Raw genomic sequence first — 19,116 nt, 5'->3', positions numbered from 1 at the left:
CGTGTCTATGTCACACGATTTCTGATCAATTCAACCCGGTCTGCGGCTGCTGCCGCACGGCCGGGGTCGAGTTGGCCAGGGCCTCGAGATCGGCGAGGAAACGCTCCACGCTCTCGGACCTGGCCTGCGGGGTGCCGATCTGCTCGCGCACCTTCTCTTCGGTGAGAGCCAGCATGGCGGCCGAAAGATCGGCCTCCAGATCGCGCATCAACTGCCTGCGGTACTGCAGGATCTGATCGCGGCCCTGTTTGCGGACCCGTTCGACTTCCTCGGCCGCCGCCTCCCGCATTTGCGCGATGATGCGATCGGCATCGATGCGGGCGTCGGCCCGCATGCGCTCGAGTTCGGCCTTGGCTTCGGCGATGGCGCTGTCGTAGGCGGATTTCGCGTCGGTCAGCCGATCGGCCGCGTCCGCGCTCTCCTCCAGCTGACGCCGGACGGTGTCCTGCGCCTTGGTCATTATCTTCTTCAATGGTGGCAAGATGTATTTCACGAAGATCCATACGATGACGACGAACCCGAAGAGCTGGCTGAAGAACACCGGCCAATCGAAGGAGATGTCGTAAATCGCCTCGGCGAGTACGCCGTTCGTGTGCATCAGGGCGTCCCCCTGCCTCTCTGCTGACCGGCGCTGGTCCGGGGTCTATCCTTCACGCCGAGCATGCGATCGGCGAGATTCTGGGCCAGCGGTTCGACGTCCTCGCGGAGTTCGGCGGCGACCTGATCGGCCTCGGCACGCAAATGTGCCGAGGATTCGGCGACGATGTGATCGACCTCGTTCTTGGCGTCGCCACGGAGTTCTTCGAGTATTGCCCGGCCTTCGGCACGCGCCTGGTTCCGGATCTCGGCCGCTTCGGACCGAGCCTGTTCCAGTGCGGTCTGGTATCTGGCCTCGGCCTCGGCGAACAGTTCGGTCGCCGATTTCGCGGTCGCTGCCGTCTCTTCGACCCGAGCCTCCCGTTCCGCCAGCACCTTTCGGATCGGCGGGACCACGAAGAACATGATGACCCCGAGCACGATCAGGAAGATCGCCAGCTCGACGAAGAAGGTGCCGTTGGGAATCAGGAAGTTCCCCGCGGCCTCCACATCTGTTCTCGGAGACATGATTACGCTACTTACCGGGAGTCGCGAATACGAAAAGCGCCATGAACGCCAGGTTGATGAAGTACGCCGCTTCCACCAGACCGACGGTCAGGAAGAAGTTACCGCGAAGGCGGCCTTCCGCCTCGGGCTGCCGGGTGACGCCATTGATCAATGCCGCGCCGGCGAGACCGTCACCGATACCAGCGCCGATCGCACCGCCCGCCAGGATGATGCCGCCGCCGATAAGAGCGCCCTGGATGATACTCGCGGTTGCTGGGTCTGCCATTTTTCACTTCCTTTGTGGAAATCCTCACCGAACAGCGGTGCCGATCAGTGCTTTTCATCCTCCAGCGACATCGACTGGCTGAAGTAGAGGACGGTCAGCAGGGAGAAGATGAATGCCTGGATCGCGCCGACGAAAAGGTCGAACAACTTCCATATCGCATTCGGGCCCCAGCTGATCCAGAACGGGAACAGCGTGATCACCGCGACCATGACGCCACCGGCGAACATATTGCCGAAAAGTCGCAGGGCCAGGGAAAGCGGTTTGGCGATTTCCTCGATCACATTGATGAAAACCATGGGGCCCCAACCGGTGTGGCCCTTGAGCAATTGTTTGGCGTGTGTGCCCGGCCCGCGCCGCGATACACCCGCGGCGTGATACGCCACGAATACGAACAGCGCCAGCGCGTACACGAAGTTGACATCCGAGGCCGGCGGGGCGATCAATTCCCCGGAGCCGTACTGCACCGGCAGCACCGACAACCAATTGGACAGCAGGATGAACGTGAACAGCGTGACCGCCAACGGCAGCACGAAGGGGGCGACGCGCATGCCGATGGCGGTCTCCACCTGATTGCGCATCTGCACGGTGACGGCCTCGAAGAACAGCTGAACACCGTTGGGGACACCGGAAGTGAGCTTGACGCGCAGATAGAAGGCGAGTCCGAGCACGATGAGCGCGGCCACGGTGGTCGACACGATGGTGTCGACATTGAACTCCAGGCCCCACAGGTGTGCGACGGCGTGATCACCGACGTGGATCTTCGGCTCCGAGCCCTCATCGGCGCTCAGGATCATATTTGCGGTCAGCTGGGCGACGGGATGGCTCATGGCTGCTGTCGGAGCCCTTTCACTTCGGGCAATGCGGTGTGCAGTACCAGAATCAATTGAAAGACGGCCAGCCCGAAGAAGATTCCGACCCCGTAGGGGCGCGTGAAGAACGCGATGAGAATGGACAGGCCGGTGAGTATGAGTAAGCGCGCGGCGGAGGACAATGCGAGCTTCTGCTTGCTCGGAGTTTCCGCATCGGTGATGCGGACAATGGACATCCACGTCACTTGCGCATTGATCCAACCGAGAGCCAGTCCGGCGCTTATGAATACGCCGAGCAACAATCGATCGAACACTCCGGTCGCCGCAAGGACCAGTACGCCGAGTGCGACGACAATAATCGTCGCACGGCGCATTCGGAGCCTGTTGACGTCCACCTGGAACACCGCCTCGCCATCATCCCACCTCGCAGTGGGGCTGTGCATGACCGAAGCATACACAGCCCAACCACGTTGCGTAGCAGTATTTTTGATCTTCGAATTTTTCGATCTTGCAATGCCGGAACGGTTTTCAGCGACACCGTAGCGACAATTTCTTTAATCTCTTATTACTATTTCTTTTCCGCCCCTATGCCGGACAGGGATCGCACCTGCATCTCGGCATACTTCGCATTATTGCGTTCCGAGGAAAGCACCGTTCCCAGCCAGCCGAAAGCGAACGAAACCGGGATGGACACCAGCCCCGGGTTCGCGAGCGGAAACCAGTGGAAGTCCATGGTTTTGATCATGGACGTGGGCGTCCCGGAAACCGCCGGGGAGAACACGATGAGCACGATGGTGACCGCCAGCCCACCGTAGATGCTGCTCAGCGCCCCGGCGGTATTGAAACGCCGCCAGAACAGCGAGTAGAGCAGCGTCGGCAGATTCGCCGAAGCCGCCACCGCGAACGCCAGGGCAACCAGGAAGGCAACATTCTGGTTCTTCGCCAGAATGCCGCCCACGATCGCCAGCGCACCGATCACCACCGCGGTGATGCGCGCGACCGTCACCTCATTGTCCTTGGCATCGGGACTGCCGCGCTTGATGACATTGGCGTACACATCGTGCGCGAACGAGGCCGAGGCCGTGATGGTGAGCCCGGCGACCACCGCCAAGATCGTCGCGAAGGCCACGGCCGCAACGAATCCCAGCAGCACCGGACCACCGAGTTCGAGCGCGAGCAGCGGTGCGGCGGCATTCTCCTTACCCGGCGCCTTGGCGATCTTCTCCGGTCCGACCAGTGCGCCCGCACCGTAGCCGAGCACCAGGGTGAACAGGTAGAAGACGCCGATCAGCCCGATGGCCCAGACCACCGACCGCCGCGCGTCCTTGGCCGTCGGCACCGTATAGAAGCGCATCAGCACATGCGGCAGACCCGCCGTGCCGAGCACCAGAGCCAGTGCGAGAGAAAGGAAGTCGAGTTTGGACGTCCCGTTCTTGCCGTACTTCACCCCCGGCTCGAGCAGCTTCTCCCCCACCTTGCCGCCGTGATCGACCGCGTCCTGCAGCAGGCTGGACAGGTTCATCCCGTACCTGGCGAGCACCCAGACCGTCATGGCACCGGCGGCCCCGATCAGCAACGCCGCCTTGACGATCTGCACCCAGGTGGTGCCCTTCATACCGCCAACGAGCACGTACACGATCATGATCGCGCCGACCACCGCGATCACGAGATTCTGTCCCGCACCGCCGGATACGCCGAGCAGCAGCGATACCAGCACGCCCGCGCCCGCCATCTGCGCGAGCAGATAGAACAGACTCACCGCGAGCGTGGAGGTGGCCGCCGCGGCCCGCACCGGACGCTGTCGCATCCGGAAGGCCAGCACATCGCCGAGCGTGAATTTGCCTGTGTTGCGCAGTAATTCGGCGACCAGCAGCAGCGCTACCAGCCAGGCCACCAGGAATCCGATGGAATAGAGGAAGCCGTCGTAGCCGGACAGCGCGATGGCCCCCGCGATACCGAGGAAGCTGGCGGCGGACAGATAGTCGCCGGAGATGGCGATCCCGTTCTGCGGTCCGGAGAACGCCCGCCCGGCCGCGTAATAGTCTGTGGCCGTTCGGGTATCGCGGCTGGCCCACAACACGATGCCCAGCGTGATGACCACGAAGATCGCGAAGATGGTGATGTTCAGCCCCGGCCGGCTGCCCTCGACGGCCGCCGCCATATATACGGTCATGCGCGCGGACCTTCCACTTCATCCCTGATCGCATCGGCGATCGGATCCAGCCTGCGCTCGGCAAAGCGCACGTACACGCCGGTGATGACGAAGGTCGAGAGGAATTGCAGCAGGCCGAGAATCAGCCCGAGGTTGATATTCCCGGCGACCTCGGTGGCCATGAAATCGTGCGCGTAGTCCGCGAGCAGTACGTACAGCGCGTACCAGGCGAGGAACAGTGCGGCCATGGGGAAGACGAAGAGCCGGAAGCGCCGGCGTAGTCGCTGGAATTCGGGGCTGTCGTAGATCTGCTGCCAGTCCGGCTCGGGTCCGCCGGTCTCGATATCGGATGTCATCCGCGATACCTCCCTTGTGAACCAGGTCACAGTAGCAACGAATATCGGTCCGAGCGGTCGGAATAACCGCAGGTGAGATCGTTCAATGATGTTGAAGTGAGCGGGAATTCACGCGCCGCGGCGCTGGCGCACAATCGGCGAACCCGTGGATGCGACGCGCGAATCGGGACCGCCCGGAGATGCCCGAAGATTGCGGTGGCAGAGTTCGCACTCATGCCGACGAATCAGACGACCGCCTCGTCCCTGCTCGCCGACCTAGCCCCCGATCTGCGCACCGCGCTGACCCGAGTCCGCTACGACTCCGACTCCCTCCTGGAAGTCCTGGGCGACGAGGCGCATGCCGCGCTCTGGCGCTCCGAACCGGTGCCCGTGCGCCGCGCCGCCCGCGCGGCCGGGAAACTCGGCACGCTGGTACGCCTGCTGCTGCTCGGCGACGCCATGCCCGAGCGCGAGGTGGCCGCCGCGCTGGCCCCGGTCGATATCGACCGCGCGGTCGCGGCCGGACTGCTCGAACGCGATGGCGGCGATATCCGTCCCGCACTGGATCTGCGCCCGCTCGATCTCGGTGACGGCACCCGCTGGGTGCTGTCCGACCTCGACGACTCCATGCGCCGCCGGACCCTGGACACCGATCACGTGCTCGGCGTCGGCCAGGCATCCCTCTCACTGTTGCGCGCCACCCCGACCCGTCCGGTCGGCACCGTGCTCGATCTCGGCACCGGCTGCGGCGTGCAGGCCATTCACGCCGCGTCGTACGGCAAGCAGGTCACCGGCACCGATCTCAACAAGCGCGCGCTCTGGCTGGCCGAGGCCACCGCCGCGCTCAACGGCCTGGATATCGAACTGCGACAGGGCTCCTGGTACGAGCCGGTCGCGGGCCGCCGCTTCGATCAGGTGGTCGCCAATCCCCCGTTCGTGGTCGGCCCGGCGCGCGTCGAGCACACATACAGGGATAGCGGCCTCGCCATGGACGGTGCGAGCGAACTCGTCATCTCCGGTATGCCCGCCATGCTGAACCCCGGCGGCACGGCCGCGCTGCTGGCTTCCTGGGTGCACGTGGAGGGTGAGGACTGGCGTGCGCGGGTATCGAGCTGGCTGCCCGATCAGGGGGTGGACGCGTGGATCGTGCAGCGCGATATCGCCGATCCCGCGCTGTACGTCGGAACCTGGTTGCGCGACGCCGGATTGGATCCGCGCGAACCGCAGGCGCAGGAACAGGCCGAGCGCTGGTTGCAGGCGTTCACCGACGCCAAGGTCGACGGTATCGGCTTCGGTGTCGTCTATTTGCGCGATATAGAAGGCCCCACCGAAATCCTGGCCGAGGACCTCACCCATCCCTTCGAGGATCCGCTGGGCAATGAGGCCAGCCGCTATTTCGAGCGCTCGGCGTGGCTGCGCGCGGTGGCCACCGATCCGGACCTGGTGCTGGCGAGCCGTTTCGAAGTCGATTCCAAGAGCGCGCTGGAACGCGTCTACCTTCCCGGGGCCGAAGGCTGGGAGCAGCAGGTGGCGCGCCTGCACCGCGGCGACGGTCCGCTGTGGCAGCACGAGGTGGATGACACCACCGCCGCACTGCTGGCCGGTATGCGCCCGGACGGGCTGCCGCTGAGTGAATTGGTGGAACTGCTGGCCTTCAGCGAGACCGGCGGCGCGGCCACCCCCGAATTCGAGTCCGCGGTACTGGGCGTGGTGGTCGGTTTGGTCCGGCACGGCCTGATCCATCCGCGCTGACGCACCTGTCCATCCGCGCTGACACCTCAGCCCCGGGTCCGACTTCCGGCCGCCGACGCACTCCGCTCGGCGGCCGGTTCGTTTCCGCGCCGTGACCTGGCGTTTATCTGATCTCCGTGAGATATCTCACGTTTGGATCTCAACCGGCGGGTACCTCTGGAATGCCTCCGACCTGCGGATCGTTACACAGAGACTCGAACGACCAGCGGCAGGGCAAGGCCCGTACACACGTATTCGATTGCCGCGCTCCGAAGTTCGGGTTCCGGCGGCGGCAACCACCCGGATAACAATGGCCGCCGATCGGGTTCCGAAGTTCCGCACTGTACGCCCTTCTCAGGAACTTCTCAGCCGTCGATAGCGGAAACCGCAGCTCAGATACGGTTTATAAGCGCCATCGCTGGGAACTTTCCTGATGTCGGGTCCGTTGAACGGAGCGAGACACCACCGACAGGAGGCAAGTCATGACAAGCCCCGCCACCACTGACGTGCGCATCAGCGAACAGGACCTCGACGCCCAGAGCCCGGCAGCCGACCTGGTACGCGTGTACCTGAATGGCATTGGCAAGACCGCGCTGCTCACGGCCGCCGACGAGGTCGAGCTGGCGAAGCGCATCGAGGCGGGCCTCTACGCTCAGCACCTGCTGGAGACCGGTAAGCGATTGTCCGCGGCCAAGAAGAAGGATCTCGCGATCCTGGTTCGCGAAGGACAGTCCGCCCGCCAGCACCTGCTCGAAGCCAACCTGCGCCTCGTGGTTTCTCTGGCCAAGCGATACACCGGCCGCGGTATGCCGCTGCTGGACCTGATCCAGGAGGGCAACCTGGGTCTGATTCGCGCCATGGAGAAATTCGACTACACCAAGGGCTTCAAGTTCTCGACGTACGCCACCTGGTGGATTCGTCAGGCGATCACCCGCGGTATGGCCGACCAGAGTCGCACCATCCGGCTGCCCGTGCATCTGGTGGAGCAGGTCAACAAGCTCGCCAGGATCAAGCGTGAACTGCATCAGCAGCTCGGGCGCGAGGCCACCGATGCCGAACTGGCCCGCGAATCGGGTATCCCGCAGGAGAAGATCGCCGATCTGCTGGACCACAGCCGCGATCCGGTATCGCTGGATATGCCGGTCGGCAATGACGAAGAGGCCCCGCTCGGCGATTTCATCGAGGATTCCGAGGCCACCTCGGCCGAATCCGCGGTGATCGCGGGTCTGCTGCATCGCGACGTCCGAGTGGTGCTCGCCACCCTCGACGAGCGTGAGCAGCAGGTCATCCGGCTGCGCTACGGTCTGGACGACGGCCAGCCGCGCACCCTCGATCAGATCGGCAAGCTCTTCGGGCTGTCCCGCGAGCGCGTCCGTCAGATCGAACGCGAGGTCATGTCCAAGCTCCGCAAGGGTGAGCGCGCCGACAGACTGCGCGCCTACGCGAGCTGATATCAAGCGGCCGAACGGTTTTCCGTTCGGCCGCTGCTCCCTCTTCGGGCCGTCATACGAGGCGCCGGTCCGAGATACGCCAGCCGGTTCCCGTATTCCGTTGTCCCCCTCCGGAAAACGCGAGTCGGCTGGCGGTTCGCTGTGCTGCTGCCGCTATGCCTGAATGAGTCGCCAGTCGTCCGGCAGGCCCCGCACGGTGATGGTTTCGCCATGCGCCTCGATGGTGACCACGGCGGCGCCCAGGCGCAGATCCGAGAGGCGAATGCAGCCCGCCCGCGCCGGGAGTCTGGGCGCGACGGTGAGCGTCCGATTGGGCACATCCGGCGTGAGACCCAGGAATGAGCGCATCAGCAGCAGCGGTGCGGCACTGGACCAGGCCTGCGGTGAGCAGGAGGTCGGGTACGGGACGGGGGAATGGAATTCGGGGCGAGGGAAGCCGCAGAAAAGTTCGGGCGGGCGGGCGTCGAATTCCGCGATCGCCTCCAGCAGGCCCACCGACAGGCGCTCGGCCAGTTCGAACGCCCCCGGAATGTGGCGGTAGCGGAGCAGTCCGGCGACCACGATCGCGGTGTCATGCGGCCAGACCGAACCGGTGTGATAGCCCATCGGGTTGTAGCGGCGGGCGGTGGAAGACAGTGTGCGCAAGCCGAATCCGCTGTCCAAGTCGGCGCCGCCGAGGCTCGCGATGAGCGCCTCGGCGCGCTCGTCCTCGACGATGCCGGTCCACAGGCAGTGGCCCGCATTGCTGGTGGCCGTATCGACCTGTTGTTTCGTACCGTCCAGGGCGAGGGCGTAACGGTTCTCCGCGGGCATCCAGAAGGCTTGATCGAAGCGCTGTTTCAAGTCCTGTGCCTGGGCGCGCAGGCGTTGGGCCAGGGCGGTGTCGCCGAACGCGTCGGCCAGATCGGCCCGGCCCAGGCGCGCGGCGTAGACGTAGCCCTGCACCTCGCAGAGCGCGAGCGGCGGATCGGCCAGGCGGCCGTCGTTGAAGCTGATGGCGTCCCAGCTGTCCTTCCAGCCTTGATTGGCCAGTCCGCGATCGGTTTTGCGGCGGTATTCGACGAATCCGTCACCGTCGCTGTCCCCGTATTCGTCGATCCAGGCCAGCGCGGCGTCCGCGGCGGGCAGCAGTTCGGCGATGGCCGAGCGGTCCACGCCCCATTGCAGGCATTCGGCCAGCAGCATGACGAAAAGCGGTGTGGCGTCGGCGGTTCCGTAATAGACGCTGCCGCCGAGCACCGCATCGCCGCCCGGACCGTGCCGCATTTCGTGCATGATGCGGCCGGGTTCCTCCTCGGTGAGCGGATTGTGCTGTGTGCCTTGTAGTTTCGCCAGCTGCCGGAGCGTTCCCAAGGCCAGCGCCGAATCCAGCACCAGTGCCATCCACGAGGTGAGCAGGCTGTCGCGGCCGAACAGGGCCATGAACCAGGGCGCGCCCGCGGCCACGTACGCGGTGCCGTTGTCGGGATCGTCCATACGCAGTGCGCCGAGATCCCGCTCGGTGCGCTGCAGGATGGCGTTCAGGCCCGCACCGCTGGCGGTGAGGCTGGTGGCGGTGGCGCGCCACTGCCGAATCTTGTTGGACGGGTTGTCATTCGAATCGTCGTCCAGATTCACCACGACGGGATGATGTCCGACGATCGGCTGGCACAGCACCACGGTCTGCCAGGTGGAGCGCCGCGGGACGACGATATGCCAGCTCAGCGAACCCGGTTGTGCGACAGGGTCTTCGGTGGCGGTGATGACGAGGCCGCGCCCGGAATTGGCGCGGTCGGTCAGCCGCAGCATGCCCTGGTCCGCGGCGAGTTCACAACCGCCGCTGTGCACTCGGCCGTCCTTCACCGCGAACAGATCCGCGAAATCGGAGTCCGCGGCGAGCGTGACGGTCATGGCGGTGTCCTCGTCGCCGAGATTGTGCACCGTGATGGTCTCGCGCATGCCCTCGCCGATCATGCGGCGGCGCAGCACCAGCACCGTGGCGTCGGCGACACCGTGATTGGGCGGTTTGCGGGTCACGAAGCGGGCCCGGAACGCCTCCGCCATCATGACCGCGAGGTGTTCCGGCGGATGGCTGTCCAGCCGCAGTTCCCAGCGGGAGAGCAGCCGGGCGTCCCGGTAGAACAACCCCTGGGCGGTACCCGGATGGATATCGCCCAATTGGTCGGAGAGACAGAAGGATCCGGCCTCCACCAGGGTGACGATCCCGCGACCGTCTACCGGTGATGGAGGCCCGGCGTTGAAAATGCTCATCGGCGGCTCACTGCGGCGGTATCGGGCACGGCCATGGCGACGGCATCCGGCACCGCACCGGCGACGGCGTCCGGCACCGCCCGGGCGGCGGTTTCGGCGGCGACCTTCGCGGTGTGAATCACGCTGCGGTAGTCCGCGACTCGCGAGGGAGTGCGATCCATTCCGTCGTCCATGGCGCCGTGGTAGGCCGCTTCGTAACCGCGCACGAAGTGATCGGCGGCGAAGAGCCGCTCCACCCGCTCGCGACAGGCGTACGGATCGATCTCCCCGGCCCGGTCGATGGCCGCGGGCAATTCCGCGGGATCCTCACAGATGAAGCCCGTGACACCGTGTTCGATGACCTCCGCGACCGCACCGCCGCGCAGGGCGATCACCGGGGTGCCGCAGACCATCGCCTCGATCATCACCAAGCCGAACGGCTCCTCCCACTGGATCGGAAACAGCAGACAGCGCGCGCCCGCCAGCAGTTCCCGCTTGGCAATGGCGTCGGCCTCGCCGAAAACCTGATCGGACGCGGTGAGCAGCGGTTTGATCGCCTGTTCGAAGTACGCCTTCTCCGGCGGTTCATTGCATTTACCCGCCAGAATCAGCCGCAAACCCGCGGCATGCGCGGCCGCGAGGGCGAGATCGGGCGCTTTCGACGGCGAATACCGGCCCAGGAACAGCCCGTAATCCATTTTCTCGGCCCGGAACGGCCATTCCTCCGGCCGAATCGCATTGTGCACGCGGGCAATCCAGGGCAATCCCGGAGCCAATTCGCGCTGCCGATCACTGATGGCGATCAGGTGGGCACTGCGGTCGAAGGATTCGTAGTACTCGCGCATATCCGCATCGACCGGACCGTGCACCGTCACCACGGTCGGGATGCCGAGCAGCCGATAGGCCGCCGCGTTGAGCGGACCCGCGAAGGTGTGGTCATGCACGATGTCCACCGGGTCCTCGGCATGGAGTTCCTCGATGATCCGGCACACTTTCATAGCATTCACGACTTCGGGAAATGTTTCACCGAGGCGCGCGGTGAGCACCTCGTCCCAGACCCGGATGAACCGCGCCTTGGTCCCGGCGCGACCCGCGCCGAGCAGCGTCACCCGGTGTCCTCGATCGACCAGCGAATCGGCGAGCGTCGCCACCATAGCCTCGACGCCGCCGTAGCCGGCGGGTGGAATATCGAAGTAGGGTGGCGCGACCAGCACTATATGCAGGGGCTGTGCGGAGTATTCGGCCGAGAGTTCGAAAGTCATTCCAATCTCCTCGTCGTTGAGGTCTGAATGAATATCGAAAGCCAATCGACGTATCTATTACCTCGGCAATCCAATCGCAAACATCCCCCGCTGGCGGTGGCCGCCGGTGTCCTCTAGAACTGACTGGGGACGCCCGCAGACCGCCGGGCGGGCGAAGGAGTCGGGCAGATGGCATCCGCCGAACCACTGGTGAACCACGTATCCGATACCGCGCGCTGGGTGGCTGCCCGCCGGGCCGCCGAATCGGCCCGGCCCGACGCGCTGTTCCGCGATCCGCTGGCCGATCGCCTCGCGGGTGAGCGCGGCCGTGAGATCGCCGCGGCGGCCGGGCGCAAACTCGATGACGACTGGTACTTCGTGACCCGCACCAGGTTGATCGACGACCAGATCGCCACCGCTGTCGCCGAGGGCTGCGATGCCGTGCTGAATCTCGGTGCGGGCCTGGACACCCGCCCCTACCGCATGGACCTGCCCGCCGAATTGCGCTGGATCGAAGCCGATCTCCCGGGGCTGATCGCGGAGAAGAACACCCTGCTGGCCGCCGAGACCCCCGCGTGCCGATTGAGCCGCACCGCAATCGATCTCACCGATTCGGACGCGCTGGCGGTCTTCCTGGATTCCGCCCTCGCGGATATCGGGCGGGCCCTCATCGTGACCGAGGGGCTGCTCATGTATCTGCCCGAATCCGATGTCATAGCCCTGTCCAAGTCCTTCACCCGTCCCGAAGTAGCGGGCTGGTGCCTCGAACTCAGCACCCCCGGGGTGGCCAAGCTGATGGCCGATCGCAAGGTCGGGCTGCTCGAACAGTCCCCCATGCGATTCCTCCCCGCGGACGGCATCGCCTTTTTCGAAACCCAGGGCTGGACAGTCGAATACCTCGAACCGATAGCGGCGGGCGCCAACCGATTCGGCCGCCTCACCACCCCGCTGCACCGCGCCGCGCTCGAGGGTCCGCAGCCCGATCCCCGCGCGCCCGGCGACTGGCCGTACACGGCGGTCACCCGACTGGGCCATTGATCGGCGCGGTGGCCCTCACAGACGCGTGGTCCGCTGGCATGCGGTGGGGGCGGGCAGATCGCCCCTGACGAACTTGCCGGGCGTGACTCCCATCAGGGCGCGGAAGTCGGATGTCAGGTGGGATTGGTCGAAATAGCCCGTGGTGGTGGCGATATCGGACCAGGGAGTGTTTCCCGCCGCCGCCAGGACCTGCCGGATTCGGGTGATGCGGGCGTAATGCTTGGGTGAGACGCCGACACCGACGGTGAAGAGGTTGCGCAGTTGGCGTTCGCTGACCGCGAGGGTGGTCGCCACTTCCGGCATCGGGGTGGAGCGGTGGATGGCGGCGACCGCGGAGTCGAGCAGGCGGCGATGCTCGCGGCGGGTCGAGCTCTCCGAAAGTGCGCGCGGGAGTGCGGATTCCAGAAAGGTGAGCACCTCATCCAGGTCGATCTCGGTGAGCGCTCCCGCGAGATCGGCCGCGGGGCCGGGCATATCGGCCAGCCGCAGGACACGATCGGTGAGATCGGCTGCGGGAGCGCCCAATAGCGGCTGGGCGACCCCGGGAGCCAATCGGAGCCGGAGGCAGCCCACGGGTTCTTTCGCACCGGCGTAGGTGGCGCGGGTGCGCGGACCGATCACCAGGGCGTCGCGACGACCGGAGGGCTCAGCGCGCAGCACGATCGTGGTCGCGGCGTGCGGGAGATGGGTGAAGCGCGGGGGCAGATCGGTGCGGGGGTCGATGCGGCCGATCTCGGTGATCCAGGGGCGCAATGCCTCCGAGGGCGGCAGGGCGTCCTCGAAGCCGTCGGCGGTCACCACGGCCGGGTTCACTAGAGCGGTCACCCGATCCACTGTAGGCCGTGCGGAGTCCCCGAAGTGTGCCGGTTTTTCCTATAGCGCGAGGTAGGGGCGGCGGCATTGTTGGCAGCATGATCGTTATCACCGGTGCGACCGGAACCATTGGCAGTGCTGTCGTGCGGCAACTGGCGGCGCGAGAAGTGAAGGTGCGGGCCGTGACCCGCGACCCCGAGGCGGCACAGCTGCCCGAAGGCGTGGAGGTGGTGCGCGGGGACTACGCCGACACCGATTCCATGGCAGCGGCTTTCGAAGGTGCCGAGGCCGCGTTCATCGTGGGATTGCTCGGCCCGGAGTTCGTCGAACTGGACCGTGCGCTGGTGACCGCCGCGCGCGCAGCCGGGGTCCGGCGGATCGTGAAGCTGTCGGCCATCGGCACCGGCGAACCGGAATTGGGCCGCGTCGGCACCTGGCATCTGGCCGGTGAACAGGCCGTGCGGGACAGCGGGGTGGCGTGGACCATCCTGCGGCCCAGCAGTTTCGCGAGCAATACGCTCAGCTGGTCACCCATGATCCAGGCCGGTCAGGCGGTGCCGAATCTGACCGGCGACGGTACGCAGGGCGTCATCGATCCGCGCGATGTCGCCGCCGTAGCCGTGGAAACCCTGCTCTCGGATACCCATTCGGGCCGCATCCTCACCCTCACCGGCCCGGATCTGCTCACCACCCGCGATCAAGCCGCCGCACTGTCCGCCGTGCTGAACCGGCCGATCGAGGTAGCCGATATCGACCAGGACCGAGCCCGCGAATTCATGCTCGGCTCGGGCATGTCCGAGGAATTCGCGGACGGCGCATCCGCCGGGCAGGCATTCGTGCGCGCGGGCGGCAACGCCATCGTCACCGATGACGTAGAGCGAGTGCTCGGCCGCGCCCCCGGCACCTACGCGGCCTGGGCCCGCGATCACGCCGCCGCGTTCACTTCCTGACCATCGGACCCCAGCCGGTTTCGAGCAGTTCGAAGATGCGGGTGAAGTCCGCGGCCGGTGTCTCACTGCGCCGCGCGACATCCATCGCGCCGAAGACGAAGTGCGCCAGGGCCCTGACCGCGACATCGTCCAGATCGCGGCCCAGATCCTCGGCGATCGCTCGTGCCAGCGCGCCTTCGTGACGCTGCCACATGCGCCGGAAATAGCCGGTGAGCACCGGGGTTTCGTGCACGAGGCGCATGAAGTCCCGCATCTCCTGGGTCTCCCCGCCAGCGGCGGATTCCAGGAACGCGTCGCGGAGGCCCTCGAGCACCGTTGTGCCGGGCGCGCGATCGCGGACGGCGGCGATCAGGCCCTGTTCGCGATCGGCGTCGAGGTCGAAGACGAGCGATTCCTTCCCGTCCGGGAAGTGCGCGAAGAGCGTGGGCACCGACACATCGGCGGCCTCGGCGATCTCCTTGACGCTGACCGCGTCGTAACCGCGCTCGATGAACAGCCGCATTGCCACATCGGCCAGGTTCTTGCGGGTCTGTGCCTTCTTTCGCTCGCGGAGTCCACTCATGACCGCATCGTAGCCCACTGGCCTAAGTCGTACAAATTTTTAACTCCATTGAATTTCTTAAGTCGTTATGTTTTTCTGGAGTCATGACCGGAACAATCACGGCTCGGACCACCCCGCGCAATGTGCGCTGGGTGCTGCTGGGCGTCATGCTCGCCATGCTGCTGGGAATGCTCGACAACATGATCGTCGGCACCGCCATGCCGACGATCGTCGGTGAACTCGGCGGCCTCGAACACCTGTCCTGGGTGGTCTCCGCGTACACGCTGGCGACCGCCGCATCCACCCCGATCTGGGCCAAACTGGGAGACCTGTTCGGCCGCAAGAACAATTTCCTCGCCTCGATCGTCATCTTCCTGATCGGCTCGGGACTGTCCGGAGCCGCGCAGAGCATGGAGCAGCTCATCGGATTCCGAGTGCTCCAGGGCGTCGGCGCGGGCGGGCTCGCCGCCGGGGCGATGGCCATCATCGGCGAACTGATTCCGCCGCGTGAGCGCGCCAAGTACATGGGCATGACCGCCTCGGTCATGGCATTGGCGACCATCGGCGGACCGCTGCTCGGCGGTATCGTCACCGACAACTTCGGCTGGCGCTGGGCCTTCTACCTCAACCTGCCGCTCGGACTCATCGCCCTGGTGTGGTGCCAGACCACACTGCATCTGACCGCACGGCGGCCCAATGCCAGGATCGACTATCCGGGCGCGGCCCTGCTCACCGTCACCATCTCCGCGATCGTGCTCGCCACCACCTGGGGCGGCACCCAATACGCCTGGGGCTCAGCGCAAATGCTCACCGTGATCGCGGTGGCGGCGCTCGGGCTCGCCGCGTTCGCGTGGTCGCAGACCCGCGCAACCGAGCCGATTATCCCGCTGGGGCTGTTCACCAACCGCAACTTCACCCTGACCGCGATCCTGTCGGCGGTGGCCGGTGTGGCCATGTTCGGCGCGGTGAGCTTCCTGCCGCTGTTCCAGCAGACCGTGCAGGGCGCGTCCGCCTCGAATTCGGGACTGCTCCTGCTGCCGATGATGGTGCCCGTCATCGTGGTCTCTCAGATCGCGGGCCGGGTGATGAGCAAAACCGGTCGCTACAAGGTCTTTCCGATTCTCGGCGCGCTCTTCCTGACCGCAGGCAGCATCGCCATGGCCACGGTCGATACCGGCACCAGCCGACTCACCTCGGGCATCTACATGGTGATGCTGGGCGCGGGTATGGGATTCCTCATGCAGATGACCATGCTGATCGCGCAGAACAGCGTGGCCATGAAGGACATCGGCGCGGCGTCGGGGGTGTCGACCCTGTTCCGCACGCTGGGCGGCTCCTTCGGCGTGGCACTGTTCGGTGCGCTGTTCAACCGGCAGCTCACCGCCGCGATGGCCGGACAGGGCAATACCACTGGCGCACAGCCGGATCCGTCTGCGCTGGGCAAGCTGCCCGCGGCCGTGCGCGATGCGTACGTGCACGGGGTGGCGTCAGGTATTCACAGCATCTTCCTGTGGTCGGCGGTGCTGTGCGCGATCGGTGTGATCGCCGCCCTCGCCATCGTGGAGGTGCCACTGCGGCAGATGGGCGCGCCTGCGGCGGCCGCGCCCGTCAAGGAACCTGCTGTCTAGCCGGAGTTGCGCAGGGCGGTGGCCAAGCCGTTCATGGTGAGCAGGATGCCACGTTCGACCAGTTCGGAGTCATCGCCCGCGCGCCGGCGGCGCAGTAGATCGACCTGGAGTTGATTGATGGGTTCGAGGTAGGGGAAACGATTGTGGATGGATTCGGCCAGGGCCGGGTTATCGGAGAGCAGTTCGTCGGCGCCGGTGATGGCGGCGTGCATGCGGGCGGTGCGGTTGAACTCATCGCAGATCATGCCGAAGACGGTGGCGCGCAAGGTTTCATCGGGGACCAGTTCGGCATAGGTGGCCGCGATATCCATATCGGCCTTCGCCATGACCTGCGCCAGGTTCGACAGCACCGTCTGGAAGAACGGCCAGCGGCGGTAGAGGTCGGCCAACTGGGCGAGGCGTTCCGGGTCGTCGCCGATCCACTCCTCGATGGCGGATCCGGTGCCGTACCAGCCCGGGAGCATGACCCGGGATTGACTCCAGGACATCACCCAGGGGATGGCGCGCAGATCGTAGACGGAGTTCGTCGGTTTGCGCGAGGCCGGGCGGCTGCCGAGATTGAGATCCGCGACCTCCGCGACCGGCGTGGAGGCGCGGAAGTACTCCACGAAACCCGGGGTTTCATGAACCAGGCGCGAATACGCTTGGCGCGCAAGCTCGGCCAGCTCGTCGAGTACCGCGTAGGCGGGTTCGGCATCGTCGCCGAGGCCCTCCACATCCAGCAGCGTGGATTCCAGGGTGCCCGCCACCAGGGCTTCCAGATTGCGGTACGCGGTGCCCGCCTCCGCGTATTTGGTGGAGATGACCTCGCCCTGTTCGGTCAGGCGCAGCGAACCTCGCACCGCGCCCGCGGGCTGGGCCAGGATGGCGTCATAGCTGCGGCCGCCGCCACGACCGACGGTGCCGCCGCGACCGTGGAAGAGCCGCATGCGAATTCCGGTTTTGCGCGCGGTGTCGATCAGGTCCAGCTCGGCCCGATACAGCGCCCAATTGGCGGCCAGGTATCCGCCGTCCTTATTGGAGTCGGAGTAGCCGAGCATGATCTCCTGCTGCATGCCGCGCGCCCGCACCAGCCGCGCGTACGCGGGCACTTCCAATGCGGCGGAGAGGATTTCGGCACCACCGCGCAGATCGTCGATGGTCTCGAAGAGCGGCACCACGCCCACCGAACTCGACGGCGGCGTATCGGCGTCACCCGGATCGAGGATGCCCGCCTCCTTGAGCAGCAGTGCGGCCTCGAGCATATCGCTGACCGAGGTGCACATGCTGATGATGTAGTTGGGCACCGTATCCGGCCCCAGATCATCGATGGCGGCCTTGGCGGCGCGCACTACCGCGAGTTCCTTCGCCGCGAGCTCGCTGAGATCGGCCGACGGGCTGACAAGCGGCCTGCGCGTGGTCAATTCGGCGGCGAGCAGCTCCACCCGCTGCGCCTCGTCCAGCGCGGCGTAGTCCGAATGCACTCCGGCCCAGGCGAACAGCTCGGCGACCACCTGCTCGTGGGTTTCGGAGTTCTGCCGCAGATCCAGGCCCTGCAAATGGAAGCCGAAGGTCTCCACCGCACCACGCAGCGCGGCGAGCTGATCATCGGCGAGCAGACCGTCTCCGGAAGCGCGCATGGACGCGTCGACCACATTCAGATCGGCGAGCAATTCCTGCGGTCCGGCATACGTCCGCGCCCCGACATCGACTCCCTCCGTGGGGATTTCATCGAGGGCCTGCCGCGCCGAGGCGGTGAGCCGCGCCCGGATGCCGCGAATGGCGCGGCGATACGGTTCGTCGGCGCGCTGCGGTGAGTCATCGAATCCGGCATCGGCCAGGGCCGCCAGTTCGGGTGTCACCGGTACCAGGCGCGCCGACTGCGAGAGCGATTTCTCCAGTTCGACAAGGGATTTCGAATACCGCTCGAAGGCGACCGATCCGGCGCGATGGGTGGCGCGGTGCACCACGTCCGCGGTGACGAAGGGATTGCCGTCCCGGTCGCCGCCGATCCAGGAGCCGGGCCGCAGCATCGGCCGGGACAGCAGCTCGTGTTCGGGCCAGCGAGCGCGCAGAGCGTCGCGCAGATCGGCATTGATCTTCGGGATCACCTCGAACAGCGTGAGGTCGTAGTACCGCAGGCCGACCTCGATCTCGTCCTGAATACGCAAGCGCGCCAGGCGAATCAGCGCGGCACGCCACAGCTGCAGCACCTGCCGCCGGATATCGGTGTCGATGGCGGCGAATTCGGCCTCGTGCTCACCGTAGCGCTGGCGCTGTTTCATGAGTTCGGTGATGCGCGCCTGCACGTCGAAGATGGTGCGCCGCCGGGTTTCGGTGGGGTGCGCGGTGATGACGGGTGAGACCAGGGCGTCACTGAGCAGATCGGCGACCAGATCGCCATCGGGCCGCGCGGCGTCGAGTTTGCGATAGGTGGCCGCCAGACTGGAGTCCTGGGGCGGCTCCCCCGCAGCGATATGCACCGCGCGCCGGCGATCGCGTTGCAGATCCTCGGCCAGATTCGCGAGCAGCAGGAAGTGACTGAAGGCGCGAATCACCGGTATCGCGGTGGCTATGTCGAGATCGCGCAGCATATCGGCGACCGCATCGCGGTCCACCTCCTCGCGGCGGATCTTGAACGCCTCCACCCGGACCCGTTCGATCAGGTCGAAGACGTCCGCGCCCTCGTGATCGCGAATCGTTTCCCCGAGGATGCCGCCCAGGAACCGGATGTCATCGCGCAGTGGCGCGGTCGCCGTTTCGATCTGGTTCTCCCGCATACGATCACCTCTCCTTGCCGACGATTCTTGGTCCATCTCAACTCATTCGCGCGCTGCCGCCACCGCTGTG

17 protein-coding genes are annotated in these 19,116 nt (G+C 65.9%); 5 read left to right on the top strand and 12 right to left on the bottom strand.

What is annotated here, in order from left to right:
- Positions 1-25 precede the first annotated feature (25 nt).
- The 7 genes from AB0L82_RS05710 to AB0L82_RS05680 all read right to left on the bottom strand — a co-directional run bounded on the left by AB0L82_RS05710 (position 26) and on the right by AB0L82_RS05680 (position 4,686).
- Positions 26-598 carry a hypothetical protein gene (locus AB0L82_RS05710; protein ID WP_364631544.1) on the bottom strand — a complete coding sequence of 191 codons (573 nt, stop codon included), beginning with the start codon at positions 596-598 and terminating at the stop codon, positions 26-28.
- Positions 598-1,104, bottom strand: coding sequence for a F0F1 ATP synthase subunit B (locus tag AB0L82_RS05705; protein ID WP_364631541.1), 507 nt, complete (start codon positions 1,102-1,104; stop codon positions 598-600). The genes AB0L82_RS05710 and AB0L82_RS05705 overlap by 1 nt, the downstream gene beginning before the upstream one ends.
- Before the next feature lie 7 nt (positions 1,105-1,111).
- A complete protein-coding gene (locus tag AB0L82_RS05700) occupies positions 1,112-1,369 on the bottom strand; it encodes a F0F1 ATP synthase subunit C (protein WP_364631538.1) in 258 nt (85 codons plus the stop codon).
- Positions 1,370-1,413: 44 nt separating this feature from the next.
- Positions 1,414-2,196, bottom strand: coding sequence for a F0F1 ATP synthase subunit A (gene atpB, locus AB0L82_RS05695; RefSeq protein ID WP_364631535.1), 783 nt, complete (start codon positions 2,194-2,196; stop codon positions 1,414-1,416).
- Entirely contained in the window at positions 2,193-2,621 is a 429-nt protein-coding gene (locus AB0L82_RS05690; RefSeq protein ID WP_364631532.1) for a hypothetical protein, read from the bottom strand. Before AB0L82_RS05690 ends, atpB begins: the two co-directional genes overlap by 4 nt.
- 125 nt (positions 2,622-2,746) lie before the next feature.
- The gene (locus tag AB0L82_RS05685; RefSeq protein WP_364631529.1) at positions 2,747-4,351 is read right to left on the bottom strand and encodes a cation acetate symporter; all 1,605 of its coding nucleotides are present in this window, start codon (positions 4,349-4,351) and stop codon (positions 2,747-2,749) included.
- Entirely contained in the window at positions 4,348-4,686 is a 339-nt protein-coding gene (locus AB0L82_RS05680) for a DUF485 domain-containing protein (RefSeq protein WP_364631526.1), read from the bottom strand. The genes AB0L82_RS05685 and AB0L82_RS05680 overlap by 4 nt, the downstream gene beginning before the upstream one ends.
- 213 nt (positions 4,687-4,899) lie before the next feature.
- On the opposite strand from AB0L82_RS05680, the gene AB0L82_RS05675 reads away from it, so the two are divergent.
- A complete protein-coding gene (locus AB0L82_RS05675) occupies positions 4,900-6,417 on the top strand; it encodes a methyltransferase (RefSeq protein ID WP_364631523.1) in 1,518 nt (505 codons plus the stop codon).
- Between the two features lie 461 nt (positions 6,418-6,878).
- Positions 6,879-7,847: a sigma-70 family RNA polymerase sigma factor gene (locus AB0L82_RS05670; RefSeq protein WP_364631520.1), complete on the top strand. Its 969-nt coding sequence runs from the start codon at positions 6,879-6,881 to the stop codon at positions 7,845-7,847.
- A 153-nt stretch (positions 7,848-8,000) separates the two neighbouring features.
- Here AB0L82_RS05670 and AB0L82_RS05665 read toward each other — a convergent pair whose 3' ends face one another.
- Together AB0L82_RS05665 and AB0L82_RS05660 are read right to left on the bottom strand one after the other, a co-directional pair.
- Complete coding sequence (locus tag AB0L82_RS05665) at positions 8,001-10,097, bottom strand: glycogen debranching N-terminal domain-containing protein (RefSeq protein WP_364631518.1); 2,097 nt, start codon at positions 10,095-10,097, stop codon at positions 8,001-8,003.
- Positions 10,094-11,338, bottom strand: a complete 1,245-nt coding sequence (locus tag AB0L82_RS05660) for a glycosyltransferase family 4 protein (RefSeq protein WP_364631515.1) — start codon at positions 11,336-11,338, stop codon at positions 10,094-10,096. Before AB0L82_RS05660 ends, AB0L82_RS05665 begins: the two co-directional genes overlap by 4 nt.
- A 168-nt stretch (positions 11,339-11,506) precedes the next feature.
- Here AB0L82_RS05660 and AB0L82_RS05655 point away from each other — a divergent pair, with 168 nt between their 5' ends.
- Positions 11,507-12,355 carry an SAM-dependent methyltransferase gene (locus AB0L82_RS05655; RefSeq protein WP_364631512.1) on the top strand — a complete coding sequence of 283 codons (849 nt, stop codon included), beginning with the start codon at positions 11,507-11,509 and terminating at the stop codon, positions 12,353-12,355.
- A 15-nt stretch (positions 12,356-12,370) separates the two neighbouring features.
- Here AB0L82_RS05655 and AB0L82_RS05650 read toward each other — a convergent pair whose 3' ends face one another.
- The gene (locus AB0L82_RS05650) at positions 12,371-13,180 is read right to left on the bottom strand and encodes a helix-turn-helix transcriptional regulator (RefSeq protein ID WP_364631509.1); all 810 of its coding nucleotides are present in this window, start codon (positions 13,178-13,180) and stop codon (positions 12,371-12,373) included.
- An 86-nt stretch (positions 13,181-13,266) separates the two neighbouring features.
- Between AB0L82_RS05650 and AB0L82_RS05645 the strand changes: the two genes are divergently transcribed.
- Entirely contained in the window at positions 13,267-14,118 is an 852-nt protein-coding gene (locus tag AB0L82_RS05645) for an NAD(P)H-binding protein (RefSeq protein WP_364631506.1), read from the top strand.
- Here AB0L82_RS05645 and AB0L82_RS05640 read toward each other — a convergent pair.
- On the bottom strand, positions 14,108-14,680 hold the full coding sequence (locus AB0L82_RS05640) for a TetR family transcriptional regulator (RefSeq protein WP_364631503.1): 573 nt from the start codon (positions 14,678-14,680) through the stop codon (positions 14,108-14,110). The two genes, AB0L82_RS05645 and AB0L82_RS05640, sit on opposite strands and share 11 nt — an antisense overlap.
- Before the next feature lie 83 nt (positions 14,681-14,763).
- Here AB0L82_RS05640 and AB0L82_RS05635 point away from each other — a divergent pair, with 83 nt between their 5' ends.
- Complete coding sequence (locus tag AB0L82_RS05635) at positions 14,764-16,287, top strand: MDR family MFS transporter (RefSeq protein ID WP_364631500.1); 1,524 nt, start codon at positions 14,764-14,766, stop codon at positions 16,285-16,287.
- Here AB0L82_RS05635 and ppc read toward each other — a convergent pair.
- Entirely contained in the window at positions 16,284-19,046 is a 2,763-nt protein-coding gene (gene ppc, locus AB0L82_RS05630; protein ID WP_364631497.1) for a phosphoenolpyruvate carboxylase, read from the bottom strand. The genes AB0L82_RS05635 and ppc overlap by 4 nt on opposite strands.
- Between the last annotated feature and the right edge of the window lie 70 nt (positions 19,047-19,116).

The organism is Nocardia sp. NPDC052001 (assembly GCF_040680615.1).
GTDB lineage: Bacteria > Actinomycetota > Actinomycetes > Mycobacteriales > Mycobacteriaceae > Nocardia.
The sequence above is the reverse complement of the archived record's forward strand: the minus strand, read 5'-3'. Positions and strand labels throughout refer to the sequence as shown.

What these genes read in the sequence shown, in the direction of transcription:
- AB0L82_RS05645 (WP_364631506.1), top strand. Translation starts at nt 13,267, where the DNA reads ATGATCGTTATCACCGGTGCGACCGGAACCATTGGCAGTGCTGTCGTG.
- AB0L82_RS05670 (WP_364631520.1), top strand. Translation starts at nt 6,879, where the DNA reads ATGACAAGCCCCGCCACCACTGACGTGCGCATCAGCGAACAGGACCTC.
- AB0L82_RS05680 (WP_364631526.1), bottom strand. Translation starts at nt 4,686, where the DNA reads ATGACATCCGATATCGAGACCGGCGGACCCGAGCCGGACTGGCAGCAG.
- atpB (WP_364631535.1), bottom strand. Translation starts at nt 2,196, where the DNA reads ATGAGCCATCCCGTCGCCCAGCTGACCGCAAATATGATCCTGAGCGCC.
- AB0L82_RS05660 (WP_364631515.1), bottom strand. Translation starts at nt 11,338, where the DNA reads ATGACTTTCGAACTCTCGGCCGAATACTCCGCACAGCCCCTGCATATA.
- AB0L82_RS05700 (WP_364631538.1), bottom strand. Translation starts at nt 1,369, where the DNA reads ATGGCAGACCCAGCAACCGCGAGTATCATCCAGGGCGCTCTTATCGGC.
- AB0L82_RS05690 (WP_364631532.1), bottom strand. Translation starts at nt 2,621, where the DNA reads ATGCACAGCCCCACTGCGAGGTGGGATGATGGCGAGGCGGTGTTCCAG.
- AB0L82_RS05710 (WP_364631544.1), bottom strand. Translation starts at nt 598, where the DNA reads ATGCACACGAACGGCGTACTCGCCGAGGCGATTTACGACATCTCCTTC.
- AB0L82_RS05685 (WP_364631529.1), bottom strand. Translation starts at nt 4,351, where the DNA reads ATGACCGTATATATGGCGGCGGCCGTCGAGGGCAGCCGGCCGGGGCTG.
- AB0L82_RS05655 (WP_364631512.1), top strand. Translation starts at nt 11,507, where the DNA reads ATGGCATCCGCCGAACCACTGGTGAACCACGTATCCGATACCGCGCGC.
- AB0L82_RS05675 (WP_364631523.1), top strand. Translation starts at nt 4,900, where the DNA reads ATGCCGACGAATCAGACGACCGCCTCGTCCCTGCTCGCCGACCTAGCC.
- AB0L82_RS05705 (WP_364631541.1), bottom strand. Translation starts at nt 1,104, where the DNA reads ATGTCTCCGAGAACAGATGTGGAGGCCGCGGGGAACTTCCTGATTCCC.
- ppc (WP_364631497.1), bottom strand. Translation starts at nt 19,046, where the DNA reads ATGCGGGAGAACCAGATCGAAACGGCGACCGCGCCACTGCGCGATGAC.
- AB0L82_RS05640 (WP_364631503.1), bottom strand. Translation starts at nt 14,680, where the DNA reads ATGAGTGGACTCCGCGAGCGAAAGAAGGCACAGACCCGCAAGAACCTG.
- AB0L82_RS05635 (WP_364631500.1), top strand. Translation starts at nt 14,764, where the DNA reads ATGACCGGAACAATCACGGCTCGGACCACCCCGCGCAATGTGCGCTGG.
- AB0L82_RS05665 (WP_364631518.1), bottom strand. Translation starts at nt 10,097, where the DNA reads ATGAGCATTTTCAACGCCGGGCCTCCATCACCGGTAGACGGTCGCGGG.